Annotated in this window: 12 protein-coding genes; 6 read left to right on the top strand and 6 right to left on the bottom strand. The window is 71.9% G+C overall.

From position 1 onward, the window contains the following. Positions 1-102: 102 nt before the first annotated feature. On the top strand, positions 103-1,392 hold the full coding sequence (locus V4Y03_RS11350) for a citrate synthase (RefSeq protein ID WP_317874583.1): 1,290 nt from the start codon (positions 103-105) through the stop codon (positions 1,390-1,392). 555 nt (positions 1,393-1,947) lie between these two features. Here the strand turns inward: V4Y03_RS11350 and V4Y03_RS11345 are convergent. From V4Y03_RS11345 to V4Y03_RS11335, 3 genes are all read right to left on the bottom strand, one after another. Next, positions 1,948-4,149: a heavy metal translocating P-type ATPase gene (locus V4Y03_RS11345; RefSeq protein WP_332434836.1), complete on the bottom strand. Its 2,202-nt coding sequence runs from the start codon at positions 4,147-4,149 to the stop codon at positions 1,948-1,950. Between the two features lie 73 nt (positions 4,150-4,222). Then, positions 4,223-4,447: a heavy-metal-associated domain-containing protein gene (locus V4Y03_RS11340; RefSeq protein WP_332434835.1), complete on the bottom strand. Its 225-nt coding sequence runs from the start codon at positions 4,445-4,447 to the stop codon at positions 4,223-4,225. A 47-nt stretch (positions 4,448-4,494) separates the two neighbouring features. Beyond that, on the bottom strand, positions 4,495-5,376 hold the full coding sequence (locus tag V4Y03_RS11335) for a PrsW family intramembrane metalloprotease (RefSeq protein ID WP_332437153.1): 882 nt from the start codon (positions 5,374-5,376) through the stop codon (positions 4,495-4,497). A 124-nt stretch (positions 5,377-5,500) separates the two neighbouring features. Between V4Y03_RS11335 and V4Y03_RS11330 the strand changes: the two genes are divergently transcribed. After that, positions 5,501-6,721 (top strand): cation:proton antiporter, encoded by a 1,221-nt coding sequence (locus tag V4Y03_RS11330; protein WP_317874580.1) that lies wholly within the window; start codon positions 5,501-5,503, stop codon positions 6,719-6,721. Here V4Y03_RS11330 and V4Y03_RS11325 read toward each other — a convergent pair. Then, the gene (locus tag V4Y03_RS11325; protein ID WP_317874579.1) at positions 6,699-7,391 is read right to left on the bottom strand and encodes a TetR/AcrR family transcriptional regulator; all 693 of its coding nucleotides are present in this window, start codon (positions 7,389-7,391) and stop codon (positions 6,699-6,701) included. The two genes, V4Y03_RS11330 and V4Y03_RS11325, sit on opposite strands and share 23 nt — an antisense overlap. Positions 7,392-7,554: 163 nt before the next feature. Between V4Y03_RS11325 and V4Y03_RS11320 the strand changes: the two genes are divergently transcribed. Further along, the gene (locus V4Y03_RS11320) at positions 7,555-9,888 is read left to right on the top strand and encodes an MMPL family transporter (protein WP_332434834.1); all 2,334 of its coding nucleotides are present in this window, start codon (positions 7,555-7,557) and stop codon (positions 9,886-9,888) included. A 160-nt stretch (positions 9,889-10,048) separates the two neighbouring features. Here the strand turns inward: V4Y03_RS11320 and V4Y03_RS11315 are convergent, their stop codons facing one another. Next, positions 10,049-10,246, bottom strand: a complete 198-nt coding sequence (locus V4Y03_RS11315; protein WP_332434833.1) for a helix-turn-helix transcriptional regulator — start codon at positions 10,244-10,246, stop codon at positions 10,049-10,051. 270 nt (positions 10,247-10,516) lie between these two features. Beyond that, complete coding sequence (locus V4Y03_RS11310) at positions 10,517-11,446, bottom strand: sugar phosphate isomerase/epimerase family protein (RefSeq protein ID WP_332434832.1); 930 nt, start codon at positions 11,444-11,446, stop codon at positions 10,517-10,519. 180 nt (positions 11,447-11,626) lie between these two features. Between V4Y03_RS11310 and iolC the strand changes: the two genes are divergently transcribed. The 3 genes from iolC to iolD are packed head-to-tail and all read left to right on the top strand — an operon-like array spanning position 11,627 to position 15,420. Next, positions 11,627-12,583, top strand: coding sequence for a 5-dehydro-2-deoxygluconokinase (iolC, locus tag V4Y03_RS11305; protein ID WP_443079868.1), 957 nt, complete (start codon positions 11,627-11,629; stop codon positions 12,581-12,583). Positions 12,584-12,592: 9 nt separating this feature from the next. Beyond that, a complete protein-coding gene (gene iolB / locus V4Y03_RS11300; protein ID WP_332434830.1) occupies positions 12,593-13,417 on the top strand; it encodes a 5-deoxy-glucuronate isomerase in 825 nt (274 codons plus the stop codon). Further along, complete coding sequence (iolD, locus tag V4Y03_RS11295) at positions 13,414-15,420, top strand: 3D-(3,5/4)-trihydroxycyclohexane-1,2-dione acylhydrolase (decyclizing) (RefSeq protein WP_332434829.1); 2,007 nt, start codon at positions 13,414-13,416, stop codon at positions 15,418-15,420. Before iolB ends, iolD begins: the two co-directional genes overlap by 4 nt. Positions 15,421-15,430: the final 10 nt, after the last annotated feature.

Here is a 15,430-nt window from a genome sequence, read left to right as displayed (position 1 = left end):
GGCCAATGAGCGACCCCGAGTGCACTCTCCTGAGCCAAATGGGGGATGGTAGAGACAGTCAGGGCACCTCGAAGAAGAGGCACTACGTCGGTGAGGGATGACGTGAGCGACAACTCTGTAGTACTGCGGTACGCGGACGGTGAATACACCTACCCGGTGGTCGAGAGCACCGTCGGCGACAAGGGCTTCGACATCGGGAAACTCCGAGCCCAGACCGGTCTGGTCACCCTGGACAGCGGATACGGCAACACCGCCGCCTATAAATCCGCGATCACCTACCTCGATGGTGAGCAGGGGATTCTGCGGTACCGCGGCTACCCCATCGAGCAGCTGGCCGAGCGCTCCACCTTCCTTGAGGTGGCGTACCTGCTGATCAACGGCGAGCTTCCCAAGGTCGACGAGCTGTCGACCTTCAAGAACGAGATCACGCAGCACACGCTGGTCCACGAGGACGTCAAGAACTTCTTCCGCGGCTTCCCGCGGGACGCCCACCCGATGGCGATGCTGTCCTCGGTGGTCTCCGCGCTGTCCACGTTCTACCAGGACAGCCACAACCCGTTCGACGAGGAGCAGCGCCACCTCTCCACGATCCGGCTGCTCGCGAAGCTGCCGACGATCGCGGCGTACGCGTACAAGAAGTCGATCGGTCACCCGTTCGTCTACCCGCGCAACGACCTCGGCTACGTCGAGAACTTCCTGCGCATGACGTTCTCGGTCCCCGCGCAGGAGTACGACCTCGACCCGGTCGTCGTCTCCGCGCTGGACAAGCTGCTGATCCTGCACGCGGACCACGAGCAGAACTGTTCGACCTCCACCGTGCGTCTGGTCGGCTCCTCGCAGGCGAACATGTTCGCCTCGATCTCCGCCGGCATCTCGGCCCTGTGGGGTCCCCTGCACGGTGGCGCCAACCAGTCGGTCCTGGAGATGCTGGAAGGCATCCAGGCCAACGGCGGCGATGTCGACTCCTTCATCCGCAAGGTGAAGAACAAGGAGGACGGCGTCCGCCTGATGGGCTTCGGCCACCGGGTGTACAAGTCCTTCGACCCGCGCGCCAAGATCATCAAGGCGGCGGCGCACGATGTCCTCTCGGCGCTCGGCAAGGACGACGCGCTGCTGGACATCGCGCTCAAGCTGGAGGAGCACGCGCTCTCCGACGAGTACTTCGTCTCGCGCAACCTCTACCCCAACGTGGACTTCTACACGGGCCTCATCTACCGCGCGATGGGCTTCCCGACCGAGATGTTCACCGTGCTCTTCGCGCTCGGCCGCCTCCCCGGCTGGATCGCCCAGTGGCACGAGATGATCAAGGAGCCCGGCTCCCGCATCGGCCGCCCGCGCCAGATCTACACGGGCGAGGTCCTCCGCGACTTCGTCCCGGTCGAGGCCCGCTAGGACCTCAAGGGCTGGACAGCGCCCCGGCGAGTGAGCCGAAGGGGCGCGTCGGTGTCGAGACGGTGATCGCGCGGAGGCCCGACGAAGGAGGGTCGAGCACGATCGCCGTCTCGACACCGGCTGAAGCGCCCCGGAGGCGAACCGAGCCTCGAAAAAAAGAGGAGCGCCCCGGAGGCGAGCCGAGCCTCGAAAAAAAGAGGAAGCGCCCCGCCGTAGATCCCCCCACGGGTCCACGGTCGGGGCGCTTCCCATGTCCCGGTGCGGATTCCCCCCACGGGATCCGGGCCGGGCGTCTGCGGGTGTCAGCAGAAGCTACGCGGGTCGGGCGCTGCGCGGTCTGCCGGGGTACGTACGGGAGGGCCGCTCAAAGCTCCCCGGTGCACGTGCCCCGGCCAACGCTTGCCAATGGGACATCCCCCAAGACATCCCATGAACGTCCCCCAAGACGTTCTCGGCATCGCCCACTTAGACTCGCGAACAGCCCAGATGGTTACCCCCCAATATCTGTGATCTAGATCTCTTTGTGAAGGTCCTGTGCGTCAAGCGTAGGTGAATTCACGAGAACCGCCGCAGCCGCAGGCTGTTGGAGACGACGAACACGGACGAAAGGGCCATCGCGAGGCCCGCGATCATCGGATTGAGCAGTCCGGCCGCCGCGAGCGGCAGCGCCGCCAGGTTGTAGCCGAAGGCCCAGCCGAGGTTGCCCTTGATCGTCGCCAGGGTCCGCCGGGAGAGCCGGATCGCGTCCGCCGCGACCCGCAGGTCACCCCGTACCAGCGTCAGGTCGCTCGCCTCGATCGCCGCGTCCGTGCCCGTCCCCATCGCCAGCCCCAGATCCGCCGTGGCGAGCGCCGCCGCGTCGTTGACCCCGTCGCCGACCATCGCGACCGTACGGCCCTCCGCCTGGAGCCGGCGGACCACCTCGGCCTTCTCCTCGGGCAGTACCTCCGCGATCACCTCGTCGATGCCGACCTCGGCGGCCACCGCCTCCGCCACCGCCCGGTGGTCCCCGGTGAGCAGCACCGGGCGCAGCCCGAGCCCGCGCAGCCGGGCGACGGCCTCGGCGCTGGTGTCCTTGACGGTGTCGGCGACGGTCAGGGCGCCCCGGGCGACTCCGTCCCAGGCGACGTGGACGGCGCCGGGCTCCGCCCCCGCCGGGACCTCGATCTCCTCGGCGGCGAGCAGGGCGGTGCGCCCGACGAGGACCAGGTGGCCGTCGACGGAGCCGCGTACGCCGAGCCCGGGGACGTTCTCGAAGGTCTTCGGTACGGGCAGCTCCCCGCACCGCTCGGTGGCCGCGGCGGCGACCGCGCGGGCCACCGGGTGCTCGGAGGAGTGCTCCAGGGCCCCGGCGAGCCGGAGCAGCGTGTCCTCGTCGGCGCCCGCGCCCTCGTACACGTACACCTTCCGCAGGGACATCCGGCCGGTGGTGACGGTGCCGGTCTTGTCGAGGACGACGGTGTCGACCCGGCGGGTGGACTCCAGGACCTCGGGGCCCTTGATGAGGATGCCGAGCTGGGCGCCGCGGCCGGTGCCGACCATGAGGGCGGTGGGCGTCGCGAGGCCCAGGGCGCAGGGGCAGGCGATGATCAGGACGGCGACGGCGGCGGTGAAGGAGGCCGTGGCGTCGTCGGTCACGAGGAGCCAGGTGACCAGGGTGCCGAGCGCGATGAGCAGCACCACGGGGACGAAGACGGCGGAGATCCGGTCGGCGAGCCGCTGCACCTCGGCCTTGCCGTTCTGGGCGTCCTCGACGAGCTTCGCCATCCGGGCGAGCCGGGTGTCGGCGCCGACCCGGGTGGCCCGGACGACGAGCCGGCCGGAGACGTTGACGCAGCCGCCGGTGACGGCGCTGCCCTCGGTGACGTCGAGGGGCAGGGACTCGCCGGTGAGGAGGGAGGCGTCGACGGCGGAGGCGCCCTCGGTGACGGTGCCGTCGGTGGCGATCTTCTCCCCGGGGCGTACGAGGAATTGGTCGCCGGCCCGCAGTGCGGCGACCGGGACGCGGACCTCGGTCCCGCCGCGCAGGACGGCCACGTCCTTGGCGCCCAGGTCCATCAGGGCGCGGAGCGCCGCGCCCGCCTTCCGCTTGGCGCGGGCCTCCAGATAGCGGCCGAGCAGGATGAAGGTGACGACTCCGGCGGCGACCTCCAGATAGATCGCGGAGGAGGCCGCGGAGCGGTCCACGGTCAGGTCGAAGCCGTGCCGCATGCCGGGCATGCCCGCGTCGCCGAGGAAGAGGGCCCAGAGCGACCAGCCGAAGGCGGCGAGGGTGCCGACGGAGACGAGGGTGTCCATGGTGGCGGCGCCGTGCCGGAGGTTGGTCCAGGCGGCCCGGTGGAAGGGCAGTCCGCCCCAGACGACGACGGGGGCGGCGAGGGTCAGCGAGAGCCACTGCCAGTTGTCGAACTGGAGGGCCGGGACCATGGAGAGCAGGACGACGGGCGCGGCGAGGAGCGCGGAGACGGTGAGCCGCTGCCGGAGGGAGGCGAGCTCGGGGTCCTCGTGGGTCTCCGGGGCGGTCGTCGGTCCGGGCTCCGGCGGCGGGGGTTCCTCGGCGGTGTAGCCGGTCCTGACGACGGTGGCGATCAGCGCGTCGACGTCGACCTCCGGAGGGTGCTCGATGCGCGCCTTCTCGGTGGCGTAGTTGACCGTCGCGGTCACCCCGTCCATCCGGTTGAGCTTCTTCTCGACACGGGCGGCGCAGGAGGCGCAGGTCATGCCACCGATCGTGAGCTCGGTGATCGTGGACGTCATGAGCGGTTCCAAACGGGAGCAGGGCCGTACCAGGTAAACGGTACGACCCTGCGGGGTGGTGGCGGGGGAGCGGTCAGACCAGCTCGTAGCCGGCCTCGTCGACGGCGGCGCGGACGGCCTCCTCGTCGAGCGGGGCGGCGGAGACGACGGTCACCTGTCCGGTCGCGGAGACGGCCGTCACGGAGGAGACGCCGGGGAGCTCGGAGATCTCGCTGGAGACGGCGCCCTCGCAGTGGCCGCAGGTCATGCCCTTGACCTGGTAGACGGTGGTGAGTTCGGTCTTCGTCTCTGCGGTCATGGCGTTCTCCTCGTGGGTTCAGTGCCGTACACCACCAGATTATACCCCTAGGGGGTATGAATTCCAGTCGGGGCGCGGTCGTGGCGCGCCAGTGATCTCAGCCAGAGGAGACCGGCCAGGGTCACGAGCACGAGTCCGCCCACCGAGAACAGGGTGAAGAGGTGCTGCTGCTGGTCGGTCGGCTGCGGAAGGTACCCCTGGGCGAAGAGCGAGCGGTCCAGGCTGGTGGTGGTCACCTGGAGGACCAGCCAGAGCGCGATGCCGTGCATCGAGTCCCAGAGCGCGTGCAGCACCGCGACGCCGAGGTAGGTGCCGATGACCGGCCCGGTGAAGCGGAAGCGGCCGTCGGGGCGGCGGAAGGCGAGCAGTACCCCGCCCGCGACGGCAGTCCACAGGCCGTGCCCGAAGGGGGCGAGCAGGCCGCGCAGGATCTCGGTCTCCAGGAGGGAGCGCAGGTCGATGCCGTCCATGGTGACGGCGGCGTTGAAGGCGTATCCGGCGCTCTCGAAGGCCGCGAAGCCGAAGCCGACGGAGCCGCCGAGCACGATCCCGGCCCGGACGCCCCGCAGCCGGGTGTGGCGGCGGACGACGAACATCAGCGCCGCCAGCTTCACCGCCTCCTCGATCAGGCCCACCCCGAGGAACATCCACAGGGAGGGGTGGAGCAGGTAGTACTCCATGACCGAGGCGCCGAGCACGCCGAGGACCCCGCCGGTGACGAAGCAGCCGAGGATCACCGGCACCCCGAGGTCCCGGCCGTGTCGCTCGTAGGCCCAGAGCACGAAGACCGCCGGGACGAGGAAGCTGCCGAGCAGGATGAGGGTGGGGAGGAGGGTGGTGTTCTCGGTGGTGTACGTGACGACCGCGGTCAGCACCCAGAGCGCCAGGCCGCCCCAGAGGCAGCGCTTCCACAGGCCGGGGCGCGGCATGGGGGCCGGCGGGGCCGCCGGGGGTGGCGGTGTCTGTGTGATGGGCGGGTACTCGTGCACGGGAAGACCTCCAAGTCCCTCCGTCGCCAGGTGATCTGACCGGAGCTTATGATAAATACCCCATATGTCGCATTCGGGGACCACGCTCATCCTGATCATGGCGATCGCCGTCCTGGCGCCGCTGCTCGCCTACGGAGTCGGCCGCAAGGTCCCCGTACCCCTCGTCATCTTCGAGATCCTGCTCGGCATCCTCATCGGCCCCGACGTCCTCGACTGGGCCCGCCCGAGCGAGCTGATCGACGGACTCTCGCAGCTCGGCCTCACCATGCTGATCTTCCTCGCGGGGTACGAGATCGAGTTCGGCAAGGTGCGCGGCGACACCCTCCGGCGCTCCGTCTGGGCCTGGGCGATCGCCCTCGCGGTCGGGCTCGGCGCCGGCGTCCTGCTCGGCGGCGGCTACACCAAGGGCGTCTTCATCGGGGTCGCGCTCACCAGCACCGCGCTCGGCACCGTCCTGCCCGTGCTCAGGGACGCGGGCGACCTCCGCGGGCGGTTCGGCTCGGTCGTCATGGCCTTCGGCGCCGTCGGCGAGTTCGGCCCGATCATCGCGATGACGCTGCTGCTCAGCGGGCGCGGCGCGGGCGAGTCGACGGCGCTCCTCGCCGTCTTCGCCGCGCTCACCGCCGGGGCCGTGTTCTGGGCGCTCCGGCCGCGCCCGCCGTGGTTCTCGAAGATCATCGCCAAGACGCTGCACAGCAGCGCCCAGTTCGCGGTCCGGTTCGTCTTCCTGCTGCTCGCCGTGATGCTGGGCGCGTCGGAGGCCCTCGGGCTGGACGTCCTGCTCGGCGCCTTCGCGGCCGGACTCATCACCCGGCTCGTCCTGACCGGGGCGGCGCCCGAGTCCGGCCCGCAGATCCTGGAGAAGGTCGAGGCCGTCGGCTTCGGTTTCCTGGTGCCGGTCTTCTTCGTCGTCACCGGCATCGAGTTCGACCTCGACTCGCTCCTCGACGGCGGCCGGACCCTGCTCCTGCTGCCGGTCTTCCTGCTGCTCTTCCTGGTGGTGCGCGGCGGCCCGATCTGGTTCCTCGCCCCGCGCGACCTCGACCGGAAGGACCGGGGCGGGCTCGTCCTGTACGGCTCCACCGCGCTGCCGCTCGTCGTCGCCATCACCACGATCGGCGTGGACGACAAGGCGATGACGGCGGGCGAGGCGGCGGCGCTCGTCGGGGCCGGCATGGTCTCGGTCCTCGTCTTCCCGCTGCTCGCGCTGAAGGTGCGGGCGGGGAAGGGGGAGGGCGGGGACGCGCTTCTCGCGGAGCGGGTCAGCGGTTCGGAAACGTGGTGATCGGGGGGGCTGTGGTGAGCCTGGGGTCCGTGGTGGCTCTGGGGTCCGTGAGCGGCTCGCCGGTCAGTGGGCTGAGGTAGCGCAGGAGGAGGGTCTTCAACTCGTTGATGGTCGCGTCCCGCTCGGGACCCTCGGGCGCGGCCAGTACGAGCCCCAGGCCGCCCTTGAAGGCCGAGAAGGTCATCGCGGCCACGCGTGCGCGGTCCGGGGCGGGCGTCTCCGGGGCGTAGTGGGCGATCACCTCCTGCACGCGCGCGAGGAGCGAGGCGTGCAGGGCGTCGTGCTCCTCGGCGATCCGGCCGGGCACCTCGGAGCCGTGCATCAGGGCGAGGAAGGCGGGGTTCGCGCAGTTGAACTCGATCATCGGGTCGACGACCGCGTCGAGCAGTTCGGGCAGCGGCAGTGCGAGGTTCTCCGGGACGAACGCCTGGCCGTGGGCCTCGCGCATCTCGTGCATCAGGCGCTCGCCGAGCTCGATCGCTATGGCTTCCTTGTTCGGGAAGTACTGGTAGAGCGTGCCGGGCGAGACATGGGCCTCCCGGGCGATCGCGTTGGTGCTGGCAGCCGTGTAGCCGTTCGCGCAGAAGACGTTCGCGGCGGCCTGGAGCAGCTGCGCGATGCGGCGCTCGCCGCGCGCCTGGTGGCGGCGCGGCTTCGGTTCTTCGGACACGGTTGTCCCCAGCTCTCCTCAACGCGATTGACAAACACGAGAGGTCGCTCGCATTCTTGGGAAACGCGAGTGATCACTCGTGTTTGCCAGTCTATGGCAACGGGCGACCCATGTGACCTGCCGGGAAGCGAGCGCACGGGTCAGGTGAAGGGGACACCTCGTCATGGCCGAAGTCAAGAATTCAGCACCCGGGGGAGGGTCCTCCGGGACCGCGGGGGCGGCGAGGTCCCGGGGCGGCGCTTCCGGGGCGGCCGGGTCAGGGGGCGGGGCTTCCGGGGCGGCGAGGTCCGGCGGGTGGACGCGGGTCGTCACCGCACGGCCGCGTCTCACCCTGCTCGTGGCCCTCGTCCTCACCGCACTCGCGGTGCTCGCCGGCGGCGGGGTCGCCGACCGGATGGGCAGCGGCGGCTGGGAGGACCCGACCGCCGAGTCCACGTACGCCATCGAGGCCCTGGAGCAGCGGTTCCCCGGCTCCCAGCCCAATCTGCTCCTCCTCGTCGACGCAGGCCCCGCCGGGACCGACGCCCCGGCGGTGGCCGCCGAGGCCCGGAGGCTCACCGAGCGGCTCGACGCCGAGCCGGGTATCGAGGGCGTCGGCTCCTACTGGTCCACCGGCTCGCCCGCCCTCCGCTCCGAGGACGGCCGGCAGGCCGTGATCGCCGCCCGGATCGCCGGCGAGGAGAAGGACGCCGCCGCCGTCCTCGACCGGATCGCCCCCGCCTACCGGGGCACGCACGGGCCCGTCGAGGTCTCCCTCGGCGGCGGCCTCGCCGTCCGCCACGAGATGCAGACGATCATCCAGGAGGACCTGCTGAGGGCCGAGCTGATCGCCCTGCCCCTCACCCTCGTCCTGCTCGTCATGGTCTTCGGCAGCGCCGTCGCCGCCCTGCTGCCGCTCGGCGTCGGCATCGTCGCCATCCTCGGCACCAACGCCGTCCTGCGCGGCATCACCGAGTTCACCGACGTCTCCGTCTTCGCGCAGAACCTGACGACCGCCCTCGGGCTCGGACTCGCCATCGACTACGCCCTGTTCGTCGTCCGCCGCTACCGCGAGGAACTCGCCACCGGGGCCGACACGTACACCGCCGTGCGCACCACCCTGCGCACCGCCGGGCGGACCGTGCTCTTCTCCGCCCTGACCGTCGCCGTCTCGCTCGCCGCGATGCTGGTCTTCCCGCAGTACTTCCTGCGCTCCTTCGCGTACGCCGGGATCGCGGTCGTCCTGCTCGCCGCGACGGCGGCGCTCACCCTGCTCCCGGCGGCCCTCGTGCTGCTCGGCGACCGGGTCAACGCCCTCGACCTGCGGCGCCTCCTGCGGCGGGGCGCGTCCGGCGGCGGCAGCCGCGACCGTGGCGAGGGTGCGGGCTGGGCGAAGGCCGCCGCGCTCGTGATGCGCCGGGCGCCGGTCTTCGCGGTCCTCGCCACCGCCGGACTCGTCCTCCTCGGACTGCCCTTCCTGGGCGTGCGGTTCGGCACCGCCGACGACCGCCAGCTCCCCGTCACCGCCTCCTCCCGGGTCGTCCAGGACCAGCTGAGGGAGGGCTTCCCCGGCGACCCCGGCGGCGGCATCACCGTGCTCGCCGAAGGGACGGCCACCCCCGCCCAGTACGCGGCCTACCGGGAGCGGATCGCCGCCCTCGACGGCGTCGTGCGGGCCGACGGCCCGGTGACCGCCGGCGGCGGCCACGCCTACTTCACCGTCGTGCCCGAGGGGGAGACCGTCGGCGCCGGGGCCCAGCGGGCCGTGGCGGAACTGCGGGCCGAGCCCGCCCCGTTCGACACCTCCGTCACCGGGCAGGCCGCCGTCCTCGTCGACTCCAAGGACGCCCTCGCCGAGCGGCTGCCCTGGGCCGCGGGCATCATCGTGCTCGTCACCCTGCTGCTCGTCTTCCTGCTCACCGGCAGCGTCCTCATCCCCGTACAGGCCGTCGTCCTCAACGCACTCAGCCTCACGGCGATGTTCGGCGCGGTCGTCTGGGTCTTCCAGGACGGACACCTCGCCGGACTCCTCGGCTTCACGCCCACCGGCGACATCGAGACCACCCTGCCCGTCCTCATGTTCTGCGTGGCCTTCGGACTTTCCATGGACTACGGGGTGTTCCTGCTCTCCCGCATCAAGGAGGAGTACGACGCGACCGGCGACCACGAGCACTCCGTCCGCTTCGGCCTGCGCCACACCGGCGGGCTCATCACCGCCGCCGCCGTGATCCTCGCGGTCGTGATGGTCGCCATCGGCACCTCCCGCGTCACCAACACCAAGATGCTCGGCCTCGGCGTGGCCCTCGCCGTCCTCATGGACGCCATGGTGGTCCGCAGCCTCCTCGTCCCGTCCGTGATGAGACTGACCGGCCGCCTCACCTGGTGGGCGCCGGGCCCGCTGCGCCGCTTCCACGACCGTTTCGGGATCAGTGAGTCGGACGGGCACAATCCTGGACATCGCCCAGGTGTCGAAGAGGTGTCCGAGGAGCGGTGTGAAACCGCTTCGCCGCGCACATGAGAAGCACTCCCAGGGGGGATTCATGGCACGCATTCGCGGGGCTCCGGTTCTGGCGGCGGTCCTCGGCGCGGGTGCCCGACGAGGAGAACCTCCCGTACCGGCCCCGCCGGGTCCCGGAGGTGTTCCGGGGCCCGGCGTCCTCGTCGGGGGCGGGGAGGTGTCAGTCGCGGCGGCCCCGGTTGCCGGGGCGGTTGGCGACCCAGGCGCGGATGGTGTCCACGTACCAGTAGGGCTTGCCCGACTCGACGTGGTCGGGGGACGGAAGCAGCCCGTGCTTCCGGTAGGAGCGGACCGTGTCCGGCTGCACCCGGATGTGTGCGGCGATGTCCTTGTACGACCAGAGCCTCTTGTCCGTCATGCCTGGTACCTCCCTGCGCACCGCGCAGCGGCGGCGGGGGTGCCGTTCGGGGGCGCTGCGGGCGGGCGTTGGCGATCACTGAGCCTGTGCCCCGTGCAACGACCCCTCCAGACAGGAGGGGAGGGGCTGTCGATCGCCTGTGACGGAAGACCCGCGTAATGGAGACATGTGTGACGGTCGCGGGACGAGCGTGACAGAAGAGACGCATTGGGGCATCGGTGTGTCCGCATGCGTCACCCCTGGTCGGAGAGGTATGCGCCGCCGCGCCCGTCAGACGCCGCAGGACCGCAGGAAGCGCCGGGTGCGTACGGCGACCGGGTAGGGGACGTCCGGCTCGCACGGGTACATGTCCTGCTCGACGATCGCGAACAGGTCGACGTCCAGGGCGGACGCGGCGGCAAGGACCGGTTCCAGGGCGGGCACCCCGGACGGCGGTTCGCACATCACACCCCGCGCGACGGCCGGACCGAACGGCACCCCCTCGGCCACCACCCCCGCGAGGACCTCCGGGTCGACCTGCTTGAGGTGGAGGTAGCCGATCCGCTCCCCGTACGTCTCGATCAGCTTGACGCTGTCCCCGCCGGCGTACGCGTAGTGCCCGGTGTCCAGGCAGAGCGCGACCGCCTCGGAGTCGGTGGCGTCGAGGAACCGCGTCACGCTCTCCTCGCCGTCGAGATGGGTGTCGGCGTGCGGATGGACGACGATCCGCAGCCCGTACCGCTCGCGCACCTCCCGGCCGAGCCGCTCGGTGAGCCGGGTCAGATTCCGCCACTGCCGCGCGGTGAGCGTCCGGTCCTCAAGCACCTCGCCGGTGCGGTCGTCCCGCCAGAACGAGGGGATGACGACGAGATGGCCCGCGCCCATGGCCTGGGCGAGGGCGGCGTTCTCGGCGACGTGCGCCCAGGTCCGCTCCCAGACGTCGGGCCCGTGGTGGAGGCCGGTGAAGACCGTGCCCGCCGAGACCCGCAGGCCGCGCCGCGCGGTCTCCTCCGTCAGGACGGCCGGATCGGTGGGCAGATAGCCGTACGGGCCCAGCTCGATCCATCCGTAGCCCGCGCCGGACACCTCGTCGAGGAAGCGCCGCCAGGGCACCTGGCGGGGATCGTCGGGGAACCACACGCCCCAGGAGTCCGGGGCCGACCCGATCCGGATGCGGGACGGCGACGGCTGTGGTGACGGCTGCGGGGACGGCTTCGTCATGTCCGCCACCTTGGACGGGGGCCACGAGCAGCGTCAAGGAGGCCGCCCCGGCCCGGTCACGTCGTCCGAATGTCCGGACATATCGTTGACACGCCTCCCGGCGGACGGCTAGACCTGGGTGCGGGAGACCGGACGCGAGAGGTGGCGCGGGTGGAGTCGGAGCCGTACGACCTGATCACCATGGGGCGCCTCGGTGTGGACCTGTATCCGCTCCAGACCGGCGTCGGGCTCGACCGGGTCGAGACCTTCGCCAAGTTCCTCGGCGGCTCCCCGGCCAACGTGGCCGTCGCAGCCGCCCGCCTCGGCCGTCGCACCGCCCTCGTCTCCCGTACCGGGACCGACCCCTTCGGGGTCTATCTGCGCCGCGAGCTGCGGGGCTTCGGCGTGGACGACCGCTGGGTGACCGGGGTCGAGGAGCATCCGACGCCCGTCACCTTCTGCGAGCTCTTCCCGCCCGACGACTTCCCGCTGTACTTCTACCGCCGCCCCAAGGCCCCCGACCTGGAGATCCACCCGCACGAGCTCGACCTCGACGCGATCCGCGCCGCCCGGGTCTTCTGGGCGACCGGCACCGGGCTGTGCGCCGAGCCGAGCCGCGCCGCGACCCTTGCGGCGCTGCGGGCCCGGTCGGGCCGCGAGGTGACGGTGCTCGACCTGGACTGGCGGCCGATGTTCTGGGCGGACCCGGCGACGGCCCGGCCGTACTACACCGAGGCGCTGCGGCACGCGACCGTCGCCGTCGGCAACCTCGACGAGTGCGAGGTGGCCACGGGGGAGCGCGACCCGTACGCGGCGGCCCGCGCCCTGCTCGGCTCCGCCGCCGGGCGGGCGCTCCGGCTGGCCGTCGTCAAGCAGGGCCCCAAGGGCGTCCTCGCGCTCGCCGCCGACGGGACGAGCGCGGAGGTGCCGCCGCTGCCGGTGGAGGTCGTCAACGGGCTCGGCGCGGGGGACGCCTTCGGTGGGGCGCTGGTGCACGGGCTGCTCGCCGGCTGGGACCTGGAGACGGTCCTGCGCCACGCGAACGCCGCCGGCGCGATCGTCGCCGGCCGCCTCGCCTGCTCGTCGGCGATGCCGTACGCCTCCGAGATCGCCGAAGCGCTGGCCGGCGGCGGCGGAACCCGGGCGGAAACGGGGTAGGGGTCTGCCATGAGCACCGATCACCCCCCGTCCCTCCACCTGCCGGCCGGGACCGCCGCCCGCGGCCCCTACGCGCTCGACATCGACCCCACGCGGGCCGGATGGGCGTACTCCGCCCTCCGTGTCCTCACCCTCGGACCCGGGGAGATCCACTCCTTCGAGAGCGGGGATTCCGAATGGACCGTGCTTCCCCTCGCCGGTGCCTGTAGCGTGCGCGTCGACGGAGAGAACCTCGAACTCCAGGGCCGCGCAGGCGTGTTCGAAGGGGTGACCGACTTCGCCTACGTACCGCGCGACGCCCACGCCCAGATCGCCTCCGGTGCGGGAGGCCGCTTCGCTTTGGCAGGAGCGAAGTGCGAGCGACGACTCCCCGCCCGCTACGGCCCCGCGCCGGAGGTTCCCGTCGAGATCCGGGGCAGCGGCAACCGCGCCCGCGAGGTGCGGAACTTCGCCTCCGCCGACGCCTTCGACTGCGACCGGCTGATCGCCGTCGAGGTCGTCACCCCCGGCGGCAACTGGTCCTCCTACCCGCCGCACAAGCACGACGAGCACCGCCCCGGCGCCGAGTCCGTCCTCGAAGAGATCTACTACTACGAGGTCGACGGCCCGCACGGTCTGGGCTACCAGCGGATCTCGCCCTCCCGGCCCGGCGGCGCCGAACTCCTCGCCGAGGTCAGGGGTGGCGACGCGGTCCTCGTGCCCGACGGCTGGCACGGCCCCTCGATCGCCCAGCCGGGACACGACCTCTACTACCTCAACGTGATGGCGGGCCCGGGTCCCGGGCGGGAGTGGAAGATCTGCTTCCACCCGGACCACACGGAGGGATACGCATGAGCGACACCGGCCCCGGCCACGGACCCGGCCACGGACCCGGCCACGGCCACGGACCCGGCCACGGCCCCGGCCACGGACCCGGCCCCGGCCACGGACCCGGCCACGGACCCGCGAGCCCCGGCGGCCCCCGCCCCGCCGGTGCCCCCCACGTCCGCCTCACCGTCGCCCAGGCCCTCGTCCGCTTCCTCGCCGCCCAGTACACCGAGCGCGACGGCGACCGGCAGCGACTGATCGCCGCCACCTGGGGCATCTTCGGTCACGGGAACGTCGCCGGCATCGGCCAGGCCCTCGTCGAGGACCCCACCCTGATGCCCTTCCACCAGGGCCGCAACGAGCAGGCCATGGTGCACGCCGCCGTCGGCTACGCCCGCCAGTCGAACCGGCTCTCCGCGCACGCCGTCACCACCTCCATCGGCCCCGGCGCCACCAACCTCGTCACCGGCGCCGCCCTCGCCACGATCAACCACCTCCCGGTCCTGCTGCTGCCCGGCGACACCTTCGCCGGCCGCCCCGCCGACCCCGTGCTCCAGCAGCTCCAGCTGCCCTACGCGGGCGACGTGTCCGTCAACGACTGCCTGCGCCCGGTGTCGCGGTACTTCGACCGGGTCACCAGGCCCGAGGCCCTGATCCCGGCCGCGCTCGCCGCCGCCCGGGTCCTCGCCGACCCCGCCGAGACCGGTGCCGTGACCCTCGCGCTGCCCCAGGACGTCCAGGCGGAGGCGTACGACTGGCCGGAGGAGTTCTTCGCCGAGCGGATCTGGCGGGTCCGCCGTCCCCGCCCCGACACGGCCGAACTCGACTCCGCCGTACGGGCGGTGAGGTCCGCCGCCCGCCCCCTGGTCATCGCCGGCGGCGGGGTGAGGCACAGCCGCGCCGAGGACGCCCTGCGCCTCCTCGCCGAGCGGGCCGGCCTCCCCGTCGCCACCACTCAGGCGGGCAAGGGCGTCCTGCCGTACGACCATCCCTGCGACGTCGGCGGCATCGGGCACACCGGCACCGGGCCCGCGAACGCCCTGGCCCGCACCAGCGACCTGGTCATCGGCGTCGGCACCCGCTACACCGACTTCACCACCGCCTCCGGCACCCTGTTCCCCGAGGGCACCCGCTTCCTCAACCTCAACATCACCGGCTTCGACGCCCACAAACTGGGCGCCCTCCCGCTCGTCGCGGACGCCCGCGAAGGCCTGACCGCGCTCACGGAAGCGCTCGGTGACCACCGCCGGGACACGGTCCGGTGGCACTCCTCCAAGCAGCGCTGGGAAAAACAGGTCGACGCCGCCTACGCCGTCCCCGACGAGGACGCCCGCCCCACCCAGACCCAGGTCCTCGGCGTACTCGACACCCTGGTCGACGGCAGCGACATCCTGATCAACGCCGCCGGCTCGCTCCCCGGCGACCTCCACAAGCTCTGGCGGACCCGCTCACCCGACCAGTACCACGTCGAATACGGCTACTCCTGCATGGGTTACGAGATCCCCGCGGCCATCGGCGTCCTGCTCGCCGCACCCGGCCGGCCCGTCTGGGCGCTCGTCGGCGACGGTACGTATCTGATGAACCCCACCGAAATCGTCACCGCCGTCCAGGAACGGCTGCCCCTGCGTCTTGTCGTCCTCCAGAACCACGGCTACGCCTCGATCGGCGGCCTCTCGGAAGCCGTCGGAGCCGAGCGGTACGGCACCGACTACCGCCACCGGGACGCCTACGGAGGCTTCACCGGACCCCCGCTCCCCGTCGACCTCGGCGCCAACGCCGCCTCCCTCGGCATGCGGGTGCTACGCCCCCGCACCGTGCGTGACCTGCGGGAAGCCCTCGCGGACGCGCGGGCGGCGACGGTTCCCACATGTGTCTACGTCGAGACCGAAACGGCAGACAGAGTGTCGGGCCCGCCCCCGGCCCAGGCGTGGTGGGATGTGCCCGTGGCCGAGATCTCGACCCGCCCGTCGGCGGTCAAGGCCCGCGAGGAGTACGACCGGCACGTCACCGCCCGACGCAGCCATCTCTGAAGGAGCATTT

It is taken from the genome of Streptomyces sp. P9-A4 (genome assembly GCF_036634195.1).
GTDB lineage: Bacteria > Actinomycetota > Actinomycetes > Streptomycetales > Streptomycetaceae > Streptomyces.
Note: the sequence above shows the minus strand (reverse complement) of the source record. Positions and strands in the feature narration are given on the sequence as shown.

What these genes read in the sequence shown, in the direction of transcription:
- V4Y03_RS11345 (WP_332434836.1), bottom strand. Translation starts at nt 4,149, where the DNA reads ATGACGTCCACGATCACCGAGCTCACGATCGGTGGCATGACCTGCGCC.
- V4Y03_RS11340 (WP_332434835.1), bottom strand. Translation starts at nt 4,447, where the DNA reads ATGACCGCAGAGACGAAGACCGAACTCACCACCGTCTACCAGGTCAAG.
- V4Y03_RS11335 (WP_332437153.1), bottom strand. Translation starts at nt 5,376, where the DNA reads ATGCCGCGCCCCGGCCTGTGGAAGCGCTGCCTCTGGGGCGGCCTGGCG.
- V4Y03_RS11330 (WP_317874580.1), top strand. Translation starts at nt 5,501, where the DNA reads ATGTCGCATTCGGGGACCACGCTCATCCTGATCATGGCGATCGCCGTC.
- V4Y03_RS11320 (WP_332434834.1), top strand. Translation starts at nt 7,555, where the DNA reads ATGGCCGAAGTCAAGAATTCAGCACCCGGGGGAGGGTCCTCCGGGACC.
- V4Y03_RS11315 (WP_332434833.1), bottom strand. Translation starts at nt 10,246, where the DNA reads ATGACGGACAAGAGGCTCTGGTCGTACAAGGACATCGCCGCACACATC.
- V4Y03_RS11310 (WP_332434832.1), bottom strand. Translation starts at nt 11,446, where the DNA reads ATGACGAAGCCGTCCCCGCAGCCGTCACCACAGCCGTCGCCGTCCCGC.
- iolC (WP_443079868.1), top strand. Translation starts at nt 11,627, where the DNA reads ATGGGGCGCCTCGGTGTGGACCTGTATCCGCTCCAGACCGGCGTCGGG.
- iolB (WP_332434830.1), top strand. Translation starts at nt 12,593, where the DNA reads ATGAGCACCGATCACCCCCCGTCCCTCCACCTGCCGGCCGGGACCGCC.
- iolD (WP_332434829.1), top strand. Translation starts at nt 13,414, where the DNA reads ATGAGCGACACCGGCCCCGGCCACGGACCCGGCCACGGACCCGGCCAC.